The 14,596-nt window shown below is 62.0% G+C and carries 12 protein-coding genes; 10 read left to right on the plus strand and 2 right to left on the minus strand.

Annotation, left to right across the window (positions count from 1 at the left end):
- The first annotated feature begins 9 nt into the window (after nt 1-9).
- The 9 genes from QW887_RS01255 to QW887_RS01295 all read left to right on the plus strand — a co-directional run bounded on the left by QW887_RS01255 (nt 10) and on the right by QW887_RS01295 (nt 10,285).
- On the plus strand, nt 10-1,032 hold the full coding sequence (locus QW887_RS01255) for an NADP-dependent oxidoreductase (RefSeq protein WP_316194069.1): 1,023 nt from the start codon (nt 10-12) through the stop codon (nt 1,030-1,032).
- 137 nt (nt 1,033-1,169) lie between these two features.
- On the plus strand, nt 1,170-1,511 hold the full coding sequence (locus tag QW887_RS01260; RefSeq protein WP_315827416.1) for an MAPEG family protein: 342 nt from the start codon (nt 1,170-1,172) through the stop codon (nt 1,509-1,511).
- 13 nt (nt 1,512-1,524) lie between these two features.
- Complete coding sequence (locus QW887_RS01265; protein WP_316194070.1) at nt 1,525-2,826, plus strand: RsmB/NOP family class I SAM-dependent RNA methyltransferase; 1,302 nt, start codon at nt 1,525-1,527, stop codon at nt 2,824-2,826.
- 402 nt (nt 2,827-3,228) lie between these two features.
- Complete coding sequence (guaA, locus tag QW887_RS01270) at nt 3,229-4,833, plus strand: glutamine-hydrolyzing GMP synthase (protein WP_316194071.1); 1,605 nt, start codon at nt 3,229-3,231, stop codon at nt 4,831-4,833.
- Between the two features lie 126 nt (nt 4,834-4,959).
- Nucleotides 4,960-6,033, plus strand: a complete 1,074-nt coding sequence (locus tag QW887_RS01275) for a PP2C family protein-serine/threonine phosphatase (RefSeq protein WP_316194072.1) — start codon at nt 4,960-4,962, stop codon at nt 6,031-6,033.
- A 34-nt stretch (nt 6,034-6,067) separates the two neighbouring features.
- Entirely contained in the window at nt 6,068-7,063 is a 996-nt protein-coding gene (locus QW887_RS01280; RefSeq protein ID WP_316194073.1) for a serine/threonine-protein kinase, read from the plus strand.
- On the plus strand, nt 7,060-8,133 hold the full coding sequence (locus tag QW887_RS01285; RefSeq protein WP_316194074.1) for a serine/threonine-protein kinase: 1,074 nt from the start codon (nt 7,060-7,062) through the stop codon (nt 8,131-8,133). Before QW887_RS01280 ends, QW887_RS01285 begins: the two co-directional genes overlap by 4 nt.
- Before the next feature lie 1,263 nt (nt 8,134-9,396).
- A complete protein-coding gene (locus QW887_RS01290) occupies nt 9,397-9,570 on the plus strand; it encodes a rubredoxin (RefSeq protein ID WP_409977882.1) in 174 nt (57 codons plus the stop codon).
- 70 nt (nt 9,571-9,640) lie between these two features.
- A complete protein-coding gene (locus QW887_RS01295) occupies nt 9,641-10,285 on the plus strand; it encodes an FMN-binding negative transcriptional regulator (protein WP_316194075.1) in 645 nt (214 codons plus the stop codon).
- Nucleotides 10,286-10,403: 118 nt separating this feature from the next.
- Here QW887_RS01295 and QW887_RS01300 read toward each other — a convergent pair whose 3' ends face one another.
- Nucleotides 10,404-11,939: a PLP-dependent aminotransferase family protein gene (locus QW887_RS01300; protein WP_316194076.1), complete on the minus strand. Its 1,536-nt coding sequence runs from the start codon at nt 11,937-11,939 to the stop codon at nt 10,404-10,406.
- Between the two features lie 272 nt (nt 11,940-12,211).
- Nucleotides 12,212-13,147 (minus strand): LysR family transcriptional regulator, encoded by a 936-nt coding sequence (locus QW887_RS01305; RefSeq protein WP_315749806.1) that lies wholly within the window; start codon nt 13,145-13,147, stop codon nt 12,212-12,214.
- Between the two features lie 136 nt (nt 13,148-13,283).
- On the opposite strand from QW887_RS01305, the gene QW887_RS01310 reads away from it, so the two are divergent.
- Nucleotides 13,284-14,594 carry a cation:dicarboxylate symporter family transporter gene (locus QW887_RS01310; RefSeq protein WP_316194077.1) on the plus strand — a complete coding sequence of 437 codons (1,311 nt, stop codon included), beginning with the start codon at nt 13,284-13,286 and terminating at the stop codon, nt 14,592-14,594.
- Nucleotides 14,595-14,596 lie beyond the last annotated feature (2 nt).

Genomic DNA, 14,596 nt, shown 5'->3' on the forward strand with positions numbered 1-14,596 from the left:
GGAAACACCATGTCCCAAGCCAAGCGCATCGTTCTTGCCGCCCGTCCCGTCGGCGAGCCCAAGCCCACTGATTTCCGTCTCGAGGACTACGCCGTCCCGACGCCCGGTGCTGGCGAGGTGCTGCTGCGCACGATCTGGCTGTCGCTCGATCCGTATATGCGCGGGCGCATGAGCGATGGGCCGTCCTATGCCCAGCCGGTGCCGGTCGGCGGCGTGATGGAGGCGGGCACCGTGTGCGAGGTGGTGGCCTCGAACAATCCCGGCTTCAAGGCCGGCGACATCGTGCTGGCGCGCGCCGGCTGGCAGACGCACGCGATCTCCGACGGCAAGGGCCTCGCCAAGGTCGATCCGAAGCTGGCGCCGATCTCGACCGCGGTGGGCGTGCTCGGCATGCCCGGCATGACCGCCTACACCGGCCTGCTCGACATCGGCCAGCCAAAGGCCGGCGAGACCGTGGTGGTCGCCGCGGCCTCCGGCGCGGTCGGCTCGGCGGTCGGGCAGATCGCCAGGATCAAGGGCGCCCGTGCCATCGGCATCGCCGGCGGCAAGGACAAATGCGACTATGTGAAGAAGGAGTTCGGCTTCGACGACTGCATCGATCACCGCGATCCCGATCTCGCCGCGAAGCTGAAAGAGGCCTGTCCCAAGGGCATCGACGTCTATTTCGAGAATGTCGGCGGCCCGGTGTTCGAGGCGGTGTTTCCGCTGTTCAACGCCTTCGCCCGCATGCCGGTCTGCGGCCTGATCGCGCATTACAACGACACCCAGTCGGTCGCCCCGAAATGGGCCGGCGCCCTGATGCGCAACGTGCTGACCAAGCGGCTGACCATCCGCGGCTTCATCGTCAGCGATTTCGCCTCCCGCCATGGCGACTTCCTCAAGGACATGTCGGCCTGGGTCCGCGACGGCAAGGTCAAGTACAAGGAGTACGTCACCGAGGGCCTGGAGAACGCGCCGTCCGCGTTCATGGGCCTGCTCAAGGGCGCCAATTTCGGCAAGCAGCTGGTGCGGGTCGGACCCGACAAGGCCTGAGCACACCTGATGTAATTCTTAAGCCTGTCTGGAAAAAAGCGGGAACCACGGGCGCTTATCGGGAGTCCTGAGGGAACCGGTTCATCCACGAGGGCCCGGCATCATGCCGGGCCTTCGACTTTCCAAGGGGGATTTCCATGTCGCTGACCATGGTGCTGCTGCCCGTCTTCGTGCAGGTCGGGCTCACCTTCGCGCTGCTGTTCTGGAACAGGACACGGGCACAAACCGCTGACGTCGCCGACGAATTCGGCCTGCCGACGCTGTTCTACGCGCTGATCGCGATTGCGCTGCCGCTGCGGCATGCCGATCTGGTCATCGTGCTGCTGTCCTGGGTGTTCGTGGTGACCCGCTTCGTCAATGCCGGCCTCGTCAGCGGCGCCAAGGACAGCCGCCAGCGCGGCCTCGCCTGGACCGCCTCGGCGCTGGTGTTGCTGGCGATGTGGCTGTATTTCGCCCTCAAGATCCTTCTCCTGATCTAGAACTGGACCTCCTATGACCCCCGCCGCCCGGCTGTCCGCCGCCATCGACATCATCGAGACCATCGAGGCCCAGAGGGCGCCGGCGGCCAAGGCCTTGAAGGACTGGGGCACCAGCCACCGCTTCGCCGGCTCCGGCGACCGTGCCGCCATCGCCGGCCTGGTCTGGGACGTGCTCCGCCGCCGTGCCTCCAGCGCCTATGTCATGGAGGACGACACGGCGCGGGCGCGGGTGCTCGGCATGCTCAAGCTCGAGCGCGGCCTCGATGTGCCGACCATCGCGGCGATGTGCGACGGCAGCCGCTTCGCGCCGCCGCCCTTGACCGCGCAGGAGGAGACGGCGCTGGCCTCGCGCACGACCGAGGGCGCGCCGCCGCCGGTCGCCGGCGACTATCCCGACTGGCTCGACCCGTATCTCACTGCGGTGTTCGGCGACGACCGCGTTGCGGAGGCCATGGCGATGGCCAGCCGCGCGCCGCTCGACCTGCGCGTCAACACGCTGAAGGCCAAGCGCGACAAGGTGCAGGCCTCGCTGAAGCATCTCGGCGCGGTGCCGACGCCGTGGTCGCCGATCGGCCTGCGCATCACGCTCGGTGCCGACGCGCGCAATCCCGGAATCCATGCCGAGGAGGATTTCATCAAGGGCGCGATCGAGGTCCAGGACGAGGGCTCGCAGCTCGCGGCGCTGTTCACGGCCGCCAAGCCCGGCGAGCAGGTCATCGACCTCTGCGCCGGCGCCGGCGGCAAGACCTTGGCGCTGGCCGCGATGATGGGCGGCAAGGGCCGGCTGATCGCCACCGACCACGACAAGCGCCAGCTCGCGCCCATCCACGAGCGGCTGTCGCGCGCCGGCGTCCACAATGCCGATGTGCGCAGCCCCAAGGGTGACGCCGATCCGCTCGCCGACATCAAGGCCTCGGCCGATCTCGTCGTCATCGACGCCCCCTGCACGGGCACCGGCACCTGGCGCCGCAATCCCGACGCCAAATGGCGCATGCGCCCCGGCGCGCTGGAGATCCGGCTGAAGGACCAGGCCGAAGTGCTCGACCGCGCCGCCTCCCTGGTCAAGCCCGGCGGCCGCATCGCCTACATCACCTGCTCGGTGCTGCAGCCCGAAAATGGCGACCAGGTCCGCGCCTTCGTGGATCGGCACCCGGCCTTCGCCATCCAGCCCCCAGACCAGACCGCCACCGTCCTCTGGGACAAGGCCGAGGCCTTCGCCGAGGCCGCGCTGAAGTCGGAGGAGGGCTGGCTGATGACCCCGCGCCGGACGGGTACGGACGGGTTCTTCGTGTCGGTATTGAAGAAGCAGGCCTAAACTCCACCCACCGCCGTCATTGCGAGCGCAGCGAAGCAATCCAGGGTTGCGCGCGAGACTCTGGATTGCTTCGCTGCGCTCGCAATGACGGAGGAGGCAGCCGCGGCATCCTCCACCGTCGTCCTCTGCGAAAGCGGGGGACCCAGTAATCCACCCGCCGGTCGTGGCCGACCGAGACGCCGCGGCGTACTGGATACCCCGCCTTCGCGGGGCATGACGGCGTTGCCACAAGCACGCTGTCATTCCGGGACGCGCCCCTTGGCGCGGGCCCGGAATCCATACTCCCGGTCGTGGTTATGGATTCCGGGCTCGCGCTCCGCGCGCCCCGGAATGACGGGGAGGAAAGGGCGTCAACCCCGGCGAAGGGTTGCGGGACTCGTGCTCTCGGCGTAATTCCTTGCCATGACAGCCCAGCCCAACACCCCCGCCAGCGCCGCCACTGACACCTCCGTGGCCGCGCTCCACGACAAGATCCTGATCGTCGATTTCGGCAGCCAGGTCACGCAGCTGATCGCGCGCCGGGTGCGCGAGGACGGCGTGTATTGCGAGATCGTGCCGTTCCAGAAGGCGGAGGCCGCCTTCCGGCAGATGCAGCCCAAAGCCGTGATCCTCTCCGGCGGCCCCGAATCCGTCCACGAGGCCGGCTCCCCGCGCGCCCCGCAGCTGATCTTCGATAGCGGCGTCCCCGTGATGGGCATCTGCTACGGCCAGATGACGATGGCCGCCCAGCTCGGCGGCACCGTCGAGGGCGGCCACCACCGCGAGTTCGGCCGCGCCGACGTCGAGGTCAAGACATCGAGCCGCCTGTTCGACGGCGTCTGGCAGACCGGCGAGCAGCACCAGGTGTGGATGAGCCATGGCGACCGCATCACCCAGATGCCGCCGGGCTTCTCGGTCGCCGGCGTCTCGCCGAACGCGCCCTTCGCCGTGATCCAGGACGAGACGCGCAAATATTACGGCCTGATGTTCCACCCCGAAGTGGTGCACACGCCCGACGGCGCCAAGCTGATCCGCAACTTCGTCCGCAACATCGCCGGCCTCGGCGGCGACTGGACCATGCACGCCTTCCGCGCCGAGGAGATCAAGAAGATCCGCGCGCAAGTGGGCAAGGGCAAGGTGATCTGCGGCCTCTCCGGCGGCGTCGACTCAGCGGTTGCCGCAGTGCTGATCCACGAGGCGATCGGCGACCAGCTCACCTGCGTGTTCGTCGATCACGGCCTGCTGCGCCTGAACGAAGCCGAGACCGTCGTCGATCTCTTCCGGCACCACTACAACATCCCGCTGGTGCATGTGGACGCCTCAAAACTCTTCCTCGGCGAGCTCGCCGGCGTCACCGATCCGGAAGCGAAGCGCAAGACGATCGGACGACTCTTCATCGACGTGTTCGAGGCGGAAGCGAAGAAGATCGGCGGCGCCGATTTCCTGGCGCAGGGCACGCTCTATCCCGACGTGATCGAGAGCGTCTCCTTCACCGGCGGCCCCTCGGTGACGATCAAGTCGCACCACAATGTCGGCGGCCTTCCGGCCCGCATGAACATGAAGCTGGTCGAGCCGTTGCGCGAATTGTTCAAGGACGAGGTCCGCGTGCTCGGCCGCGAGCTGGGTCTGCCCGACGTCTTCGTCGGCCGCCACCCGTTCCCGGGCCCGGGCCTCGCCATCCGCTGCCCCGGCGAGATCACGACAGACAAGCTCGACATCCTGCGCAAGGCCGACGCCATCTACATCGACGAGATCCGCAAGGCCGGCCTCTACGACACCATCTGGCAGGCTTTTGCGGTGCTGCTCCCCGTCAAGACCGTCGGCGTCATGGGCGACGGCCGCACCTACGACTACGTCGTCGGCCTGCGCGCCGTCACCTCGACGGACGGCATGACCGCGGATTTCTATCCGTTCGACATGAAGTTTTTGGGCAATACGGCCACGCGCATCATCAACGAGGTGAAGGGCGTGAATAGGGTGGTGTACGATGTGACGAGCAAGCCGCCGGGGACGATTGAGTGGGAGTAAAATGTATCGTCGGAAATGCTTCCACAAACTCTTGCAGTGCGCGACGAAGTAATCTGAGGCAGTTCTAAAAAGTTTTGGCGGTACAGGATTTCGAGGCGGAAGTTGTACCTCGATATAGGACTTGAGATGAATTCGTTTCAAGAGAAAATCGCGGCATGGCTATCTAGAGCTAGTCCAGACCGTTCAATCAATCAGTGCTTTGGCATTCCAGTCATTCTCGCGACTGATATCGGTCTACAGCGATCTGAAAATCAGGATCGCGTTGCGGCGCTACGGATCCGCTCCAAGGCTAGTGGGGGTCGTCGCTTAATTGCGGTCGCTGTCGCCGATGGCATGGGCGGTATGCGAGACGGAGGAAGATGCGCAACTTTGGCATTGTCTAGTTTTTTCTATGCATTAGCTTCGTATCGCGGTCACGATCTCCAACAACGGGCGGCTGCCGCAATCGCATACGCGAATGTCGAGGTTTTCAAATTTGCTAACGGGAAAGGGGGAGCGACTCTTTCCTCTGTTCTTCTTGACCACGATCTTCGACCGCTTGTTGTTAATCTCGGAGATAGTCGGGTTTATGCCTTCGGTCGTGACGCCAAGGTTGAGCGTTTAACCCGCGACGACTCGTTTGCCGAAGCTGTTGGCGGACATGGTCGAGAGCTTTTGCAGTTCGTAGGGATGGGAGAGGGTATGAGGCCGCACATTCAGCCGGTTCCGGCTACTGTGCGCAATCTGGCTATTACAACAGACGGTATTCATTTTGTAGAAGCTGCGACGCTCGAACGCATTCTGTCGCATGCGAATGAATTAAAGTCGGCTTCTGAACGGCTGGCAGCATTGGCGAGATGGTGCGGAGGACCCGATAACGCCTCCTCAGCGATGCTCGACGTTCAGTCTCTCCTGCAGGAAATTCGCAGAGGCGAGGAAGACGAGATCGATCTTTGGGATTCATTTGGGTATTTGACATCGATTTTGATCAAAGACGATATCAATCGCGGCGAAAACCGTGCGACAAATCCATCAGCGCCACCGCAAACTGCCGCGGTGCATGAGGAAAACTCATTATCCCGCCCCGAGGGCAAGGAAAAGGCCGCTTCAAAAAAGTCGAAGAAATCGAGAAAGCCCGTAGAACCAAAAGAAAATATTCAACTAGAAATTCAAATCGAGCGATCCCCCAATTCGGACGAGACCGATGAAGATAGCGGGTAGGTACGAGCCCACCGGCGCAACGGCTACTGGTGGCATGGGTGAAATCATTGAGTGTATGGATACCCATCTGCAGCGGCGCGTAATAATCAAACGATTGCAGGTCGGTGTCGAAAAGCGGCGACTCCTCGATGAACAAAAAGCCTTGGCTAGGCTCCGATCAAAACATGTCGTTCAGTTGTTTGATATTATTGAAATTATGGATCGAGGGCGACGGGAGAAGGCTATAGTCCTCGAATACATTGATGGCGGCAATCTCGAAATCGACTCCTTCAAGCCCGGTCGCGCTTATCTGAACATTCTGTGGCAGATAGCGTCAGGGCTTAGAGACATTCACGCAGCTGGCGTGATTCACAGGGATATCAAGCCGAATAACATTCGGATCGACAAAGAGGGTGTAGTAAAGATTATAGACTTTGGGTTGGCTCGAGCTCGAGACGATGCAAGGACCCACGGTGTAATTGGCACCCCCGTTTTCATGGCTCCCGAACTTTGGGCTGATCTGACAGTAAGTTTTGATCAATCGATAGACGTCTACGCTTTTGGTGCGACAGCGCTTGCGCTTTTGACTGGCAATGCTCCGCGCGAACTAATCCTGCGGCCGCCACAGCAAGTATCGCCTGCATTTTTGCATTCTCTTGGTCTTCAGTCAGACTTAGCCACTGTCATCCACGGGTGTCTAAGTGTAGATCCGGTAAAACGACCGACGATGTTCGACGTTCAAGCAAGGCTGGCGCGGCATCTTCTGGAGAATGAGCATCGTGCTCTTGTCGTTATGGGCGGGCAGCCGCATCACCTCGACAGACGGAATCGCAAAATAGTTTTAAACGCTGGCGCGGTGGGTTCGATGGCCATCGAGTATGACGGATTTGACTTTAGAGTATCCAGTGCATCCGGATCTGTCTATTTGAACAACACCGTCGCAACGGCTGGAAGCATTGTTCCTGGGTGTTGCGTGATAACCTTCGGAAATGGCGGAGGAGGTCGGCGCTTTGTGACCTTCGACGTGTCGAGTCCGGAGGTGATGCCGTGAAGCCTGGCGATGTTATTTCTTCGCGTTATACGATTCAAAAGCACATTGGCCGCGGCGGTATGCAGGATGTCTATTTGGCGTCCGACCAGCTACTTGGTATCGAGGTTGCGCTTAAAACGCCGCAGCCAGGACAGCCAGATAAGCGCTTTGCTCAAAGCGCGAAAATTGCAGCGATGGTCAATCATCATAATGTTGCAAAGACGCTGGACTACTTTGAAGAGGATAATAGCCTTTTTCTAATTGAAGAGTTTGTGCCGGGCGAGACGTTGGAGGCCAAGCTATCTCGATTTGGAGTAGTTGATCCGCATCTTGGCGCGCGGGTGTTTCATCATCTGTCGAAAGGTGTGGCGGCGTCGCATCACGCCGGGGTGATTCATCGCGACTTGAAGCCAAGCAACATTATCGTAGAATCGGGTGTTAATCTTCATGAATTGAAGATTACGGACTTCGGTATTGCAACATTGACCGAAGAAGTATTCGCGCGAGCGGCGAACGATGGTGGTGATCTGACGAGATCGACCTCGGGTACGATCCGCGGTGCGTTGCCCTATATGGCACCTGAGATGATGTTCCGTTCACCCGGCGATCATCCTGGGAGTGCGGCAGATATTTGGTCCCTCGGTGCGATGATGTTCAAGGTCTTGACAGGTGAGTATCCCTTCGGTGTCTACTTGGAAGCTGCCGTCAACGTGAGAAATCAGACCAGAAAACGATGGCCTGCGTTCATGGTGAGTAATCCGCAGTACAAGCCGTTGGCTGAGAGTCTTCAGGGAATTATCGAAAAGTGCCTTGCCTATGAGGCAGATAAGCGTCCCTCCGCAGACCAGCTCGTGAAGGAGTTCTCGCAGCTTTGCTATATCAACGTGCACCGTACGGAAGGCGACGTCACGAACCTCATTCAGAATGGTTACAGCGGGTTTACGAACGACGTCGATGGTGGAGTGTTTTTTAGTATGGAGAGTGTCTACGGCGTACGAAGACCTGCGACCAAGAAGAATAGTCGCGTCTGTTACTCTAGATTTCCAGGCTTTCCTCGCTATCGCGGCCATCCGATTGTAGTCATTGATTGATCGTTGCTGAACAGCAATTGTATCGACAATGCTGGCTCGAATTCGGAGAGACGCCCGCCTCGTTACGTTATTCTCGGTAGCTGTCATAAGGGGCGACAATTGCGTACTGCTCACCGCTTGCCCGACGGGCAGTCCACGCATGCCCCACATGCGCCAACTGCCCGTCGTGCCAGTTTGTCGCGCACTTCTCCCTTGCCACGTCGGGCAAATCACCTCCACATTCTCGCGCATCCCGGCTCGCTGAAGAGGGACGTTTCGCGATCGTCACGAGCGTCGAGCCGGAGATGCGACGGGCGCGTTGGTCCGCAGCCGGGTGTCACAGCCCGCGCCGACGAACGGAGCGATGCGACGGCGAAGTGGTGTGGTCCTGGCATCGCGGTGCTGATGCCAAGCCGGCGGTGATGATGATCCGCCGGCGACGGGGGCAAGACAGCCGATCCCCGGGGAGAGCGCCTATAAGTCGTCAAACCGTCGCGCAGGGAAGGCCGGATATTGGGCTGAACCTGTGGTTCTGCCGCGTGCTTTTTGCTGCACGCGGACCGCGGGTATCAGCCGATACCCGGTCTTCCCTGCGCCTCTTCTTCGGACGAAGAGGTTCACTCAGGACACAACTCGGGCGTAGTCCGCCGCGAGACGGCTCAGCCATACCCGCTGTTTGAAACGTATACAACGCACCCGTGCCATGTCCTGATCAGGTCGACAGTCGCAGGGTGATCTGCGGTCCATCCAGCGGCGTCAAAGCACTGCGCCGCAGCGTCGCCAGGGCGCGGCCGCGCCACCGATCTTGTCTGCATTCGCGGGCGTTGCGGGACTGTCGATCAGTTGAGGCCGGGCCGGCCGTCGGGGCGACGTTTGAGCACTCCACCGAGAGCGGTCCGGCGAGGGGATCATGCAGGAAAGCTCCCGCTCGGCAAATCGACAATGGCGACGAGCAGCTGATCTTCAGGCAAAGCATCGAGTCTGCCGCCCGGCCGGGTACAATCTAGAGGGCTGTGATCAGTTCCTGATCGCGCGGCACCGCAGCCTGGAGGACTTTACCCGCCGCTCCTGGAGGCCGGTAGCTGCCGTGTTGGACCGGCCGGCCCGCACGGAGCTGGCAAGCCGTCCCATCAAGGACAATTCTGGTCCAGTGATAATGCCAATAACTGGCACTGTTGAATGGGGCAGGCCTGGCCTAAATCGCTCGTGAACCGCCTCCTGACACAAGGGCAAGCCATCATGAGCAGGGACAGCGCTCACCCGAACTCCGAAACGACCGCTGAAGTGCCCGTCTACAAGAGTTGGACATGCGTGCTCTGCGGACTCGTCTACAATGAACGCGATGGATGGCCCGACGACGGCATTCCACCCGGCACGCGTTGGCAGGACGTGTCCGAAGACTGGATCTGCCCCGACTGTGGTGCAGGCAAGAGCGACTTCGCGATGGTCGAGGTCTGAACAAATCCTGACAATGGCTGCGTGACCGTCAACGGTGACGTGGCGTTCTCTTCCTGCCGAAGGAGTTGCAATGTACGTTCCCTCGCACTTCGACGAAGCCCGTCCTGAGATGCTCTACGATCTGATCGAAAAGAATCCGCTTGGCATTTTGATCACGCACGGCAAGAGCGGCTTGAACGCCAATCATATTCCGTTCGAGCTGAACCGAGCGCAGGGGCAGTGGGGAACGTTGCACTGCCACGCGGCGCGCGCGAACCCGGTGTGGCGGGATCTGGACACTGGCGCTGAGGTGCTCGTGGTGTTCCGCGCGTCTGACGCCTATATCTCCCCTCAATGGTACCCGAGCAAGCAGGATTTCCACAGGCAGGTGCCGAGCTGGAACTATCTCGTCGCGCATGCGTACGGGCGCGTGACCATTCACGACGACGAACGTTACGTGCGCGGCAATGTCGCCCGTTTGACACGGAAGCATGAAGCGTCTCAACCGGTCCCTTGGAAGATGACTGACGGTCCGAAGGACTATATCGACACGATGCTCAAGGCGATCGTCGGGCTGGAGATCGCAATCACGAACCTGGTCGGAAAATCCAAGCTGAGCCAGAACAAGGAGGTGCGGGACATACGCTCCGCAGGCGAGGCCTTGAAAGAACGAGGCGAGCATCTCATCGGAGACGCCATGCTGGCGGCCGCAGCCGTCAAGGCAAGCCAGGAGTAGAGACGCGGCAATCAGGCGATAAGAGCAGCGCGCGAGCGATCCAGCCTTCGTATTTGTCAGCGTCCCCATGCGGGGCGAGGAGACGTCCGGCGCGCCGGTGTGAGCATGAGCGACTGTCTCACGATCTGACCGCCTTCAGCGGCGCGGGCTTGGATGGGCGAGCCGTTCCCTTGGCTGCGACGAATGCATCGAGGACGCCTCTGAGGCGCACGACGGCGGACTGTAGCTCCGCAATCGAAAAGCCGCCGAACCCGAGCATGAGTCCGCCACGAGGCGGGGTCGCATGGTACATGGGCGAGATCGGTCGCACCACCAGCCCCGCTTTGTGCGCCTGCTCCGCAACCGCGACATCGTCGAGGCCGGGCGGAAGCCAGAGTAACAGGTGCATGCCCTGGTCGCTCGGCTGCAGCGTTGCCCAGGACGGTAGGTCCTTGACAAGGGCGGAGATCAGGGCGGCGCGTCGTTCTGCGTAAGCGCCGCGAATGCGCCGGATGTGGGCTTCGAAATGGCCTTCGCGCATGTACTGCGCGAGGACGTGCTGGTCGACCGCCGGCGAATGGCGATCGATGAGGGCGCGCGCGCCAGCGAACGCGTCGACCAGGGGAGGGGGAACGATCGCATATCCGATCCTCATCGAGGAGAACAGGACCTTACTCATCGTCCCAAGGTACACGACGCGCGCGGGATCAAGTCCCTGCAACGATGGAAATGGATGTCCGGCGTAGCGAAGTTCGCTGTCGTAGTCGTCTTCGACAATCCAGGCATTGTTCTGCCGCGCCCACGACAGCAACGCGGTGCGTCTCGCCATGCTCATGGGCATGCCCAACGGATACTGATGCGAAGGTGTGACGAAAGCGACCCGGGCGTTCGGGCACTGGACGAGACCGTCTTGGACGTCGATGCCCTGATCATCCACGGGAATCCGGAAAGTCCGGACATTGAAGTTTTCGAGCACGGCGATAATGCCGGGGTAGGCCGGGTCTTCGGCCCACACGGCATCGCCGTCAGAGAGAAGGACGGTCGCCGATATGAAAAGCCCCTGTTGCGTGCCCGCCGTAACGATGACCTGATCGGGCTCGCATTTCACGCCCCGAGCCTTCCGTGCATATTCGGCAATCGCGATCCGCAAATCGGGTAATCCTTTCGGATCAATGTAGCCCGACGGGGCGGCTGCCCGCAGAGCCCGGACGCGATTGCCAAGCCGTCGCCATTGGTCGCCGGGGGCAACTGCACCCGCGGGATGAGCGATCGCAAACGGCGCCGAGTCTTGAGGCCGGAGAGTCCGCGCGACCTCAGCAAGACGGGCGACTTTCTCCGGCAACAGAGGACTGGGGTCTGCGCGTTCGATCAACGCCGGAGCGCGGGTCATCAAATCGGTGTCGGCATTGACGTTCGCGACGATCGTGCTGCCTCTGGCCCGGGCCTCGAGGTAGCCTTCTGCATGGAGCTGATGAAACGCCTCGATGACGGTTCCTCTCGCGAGCTGCAATGAATTGGCAAGGGCGCGAGTGGATGGCAGTCGCTCGCCAGGCTTCAGGATCCCCTTCGATATCGCCTCGCGAAGCGCTTGAGTCAGTTGGTATCCAACGCGGCCAGCAGTCCGGTCGAGCGAGCCCAGTGAGGGAATTGCGATGATGGTTCGGCGTCGTGCCATCGGTTCTCTGGTCCAACTGTTCTCCCGAATCTTGAACCAAACAATAGATCAGTTCCAGACGCCGGTGTCGGATTCGCTCCAATTGCGAGGGTTTGCGAAGGTTTGAACTGAGAAAGAACCCGATCAGGGTATCGGGCTACGAATTCGCATACCGGAACCTGCCGCTGGTAGCGGGTCGAAGAGGCGCTGGACATGCGGAGATGGAGCGCGACGCCGAAGCCCTGCCTGGGCTGACCAGCAACGCTGGCTATGCAGCCATCTTCGCCAATTGGCTACGTCGCTGCCAACTTCCTTGCCGTGCTCCAAAGACTCTCAGCGGCATGGATCATCCGCGCCCGCGCGCGGATGAGGCATATGCTGATCTTGATGTCCCAGTCCTTGGGGCCGGCTCTCACCAATCGGCCGCTCTGGAGATCGAGCTCGACCAGGCTGCGTGGAGCCCAGGTGATCCCGCGGCCTTCTCGGGCCATGTTGATGAGCAGCATCACCGGTGCTGAGAAGCTGGGGAGCAGCATGGCGCTCGGCTGCTTCGTCGCGAGGAACGCGGTCACGATGCGGCCCACGCCGGAACCCGGATGATAGGCGAGATAGGGCAGCGGTTTGTCCGCAGAGCCAGGCAGCGCAAACCGCGGCATCGATTGTCGGCGGCGACCGCTGCGCGTGACGGCCTTGTAACCGGTCGCGCTGATCGGGACCAGGACGTCGTCGGCGAGATCGATGCGCTGAAAGCGATCGTTATTTAGACGGCTGGCGAGCGATGGATGGTAATGCGCCAGCATGAAATGCGCATGGGCCTCGAGCAGGAGCTTCTCACACCCGGCGAAGTTCGACGCCACGAGCTGAACGGCGGATCCGGATCGCGCGCGGTCGACCCGGCGGATCCAGTCCGGAAAGAACGTCTGCGACAGTGCGTGGGTGGCGACGAATTGAACCGTCTCGGCCTTGAGGCGCGCCGCTTCCAGGGCCTCCTCGCGGCCGTTTGACAGCCTGCGAATGACGTCCTCCGCCACCGGACGAAAACTCTCCCCCGCCGGCGTCAGCTTCACGACATGCGTGCTGCGCTCGAACAGAGGCGCTCCAAGCCACGCTTCCAGCGACTTGATCCGCCGGCTCAAGGCCGGCTGCGTCACGTGCCGGCGCAGCGCTGCGCGGGAGAAGCCGCCGTCCTCCGCAATGGCGAGGAAATCCTCGATCCAGCTCAGGTCCATGATGCCAGCTCGTTATTGAATTATTCCAATACGGCATTAGCACCGCGGCACCGGCTGGTCCAATGTCAGGCCAAAGATAAGGGCCGCGGAGACGCTGTTTGCAGCGCCAAAGAGCGCGAGGCGGGAGGACACGGAATTGACGATCACAACGACTCCTTTGTCCGAGGCGCTCCCGACGCAGGCTGCTGCGCCCCGTGCCGGCTCGCTTTGGCGGGAGCCTTATGTCCTGATCGTGGCGGGCGCCGTGCTGGGCGCACTCGTCGGCGCGCTGTTTCCGGCTGCAGCGCTCGAATTCAAGCCGCTCGCCGACGGCTTCATCTCGCTCATCAAGGTCACGATTGCGCCGCTGGTGTTCCTGGTCGTGGTGACCGGCATCGCGCAGGTCGGCGACATGAAGGCGGTCGGGCGCATCGGACTCAAGGCCTTCCTGTATTTCGAAATCGTCACGACGCTCTGCCTGCTGTTCAGCTTCATCGTGGTGCGATGGGTCCAGCCCGGCGCGGGTGTGGCGCACGCCACCCCGCAACAGGCCGAAGCCGTGGCCCGGTATGCGCAGACCCATGTCGGCTCGTTGTCGGCCTATATCCAGCACATGATCCCCGAAAGCTTCTTCGGCGCCTTTGCCAGCGGCGACGTGCTTCAGGTTCTCGTGCTCGCGCTGCTGTGCGGCATTGGCCTCCTGATGCTCGGCGAAAAGGCGCTGCCGTTGCGCTTGGGCATGGAGCGGTTGACCGAGCTCGTGTTCAGCGTGGTCCATGTCGTCGTCATGCTGGCGCCGATCGGGGCCTTCGGCGCCATGGCTTTCACGGTCGGCAAGTTCGGCGCCGCCACATTGTACGCCCTCGCGCTCCTGGTCGGGACGGCCTGGGCGATGATGGCGTTCTTCATCTTCGTCGTCCTGGGAATGATCTGCCGTCTGGTCGGCATCCGGCTGATGGACCTGCTCCGGCTGTTGCGCCCCGAGCTTCTCGTCGTGCTCGGAACGTCGTCGTCGGAGACGGCGATTCCCGGAATGATGGAGAAGCTGCCAAGGGCGGGGGTGGGACGCGCCGTGACCGGTCTCGTCATTCCGTCCGGCTACTCCTTCAATCTCGACGGCGTGGCGCTGACATTGCCGCTGAGCACGATCTTCGTGGCGCAGGTCTACGGCATCGAGCTGAGCACGGCACAGCAGTTGAGCCTGTTTGTCGTGATGCTGTTCACCAGCAAGGGCGCAGCCGGTGTCACGGGCGGAGCGTTCGCCGCGCTGGCGGCGACCGTCCTTGCGGCCGGGCTGCCTGTCGAAGGCCTCGCGCTATTGCTCGGAATCGACCGCTTCATGTCGCTGGCGCGCGCGATCACCAACACCGTCGGCAACGCAGTGGCCGCGATCGTGGTCGCGAAATGGGATGGTGAATTCGACCGCGACGATTGGGGGCGGGTCGTCCAGATGAAAGCAGCGAAGTAGGA

This window comes from Bradyrhizobium sp. SZCCHNRI3052, from assembly GCF_032484895.1.
Classification (GTDB): domain Bacteria; phylum Pseudomonadota; class Alphaproteobacteria; order Rhizobiales; family Xanthobacteraceae; genus Bradyrhizobium.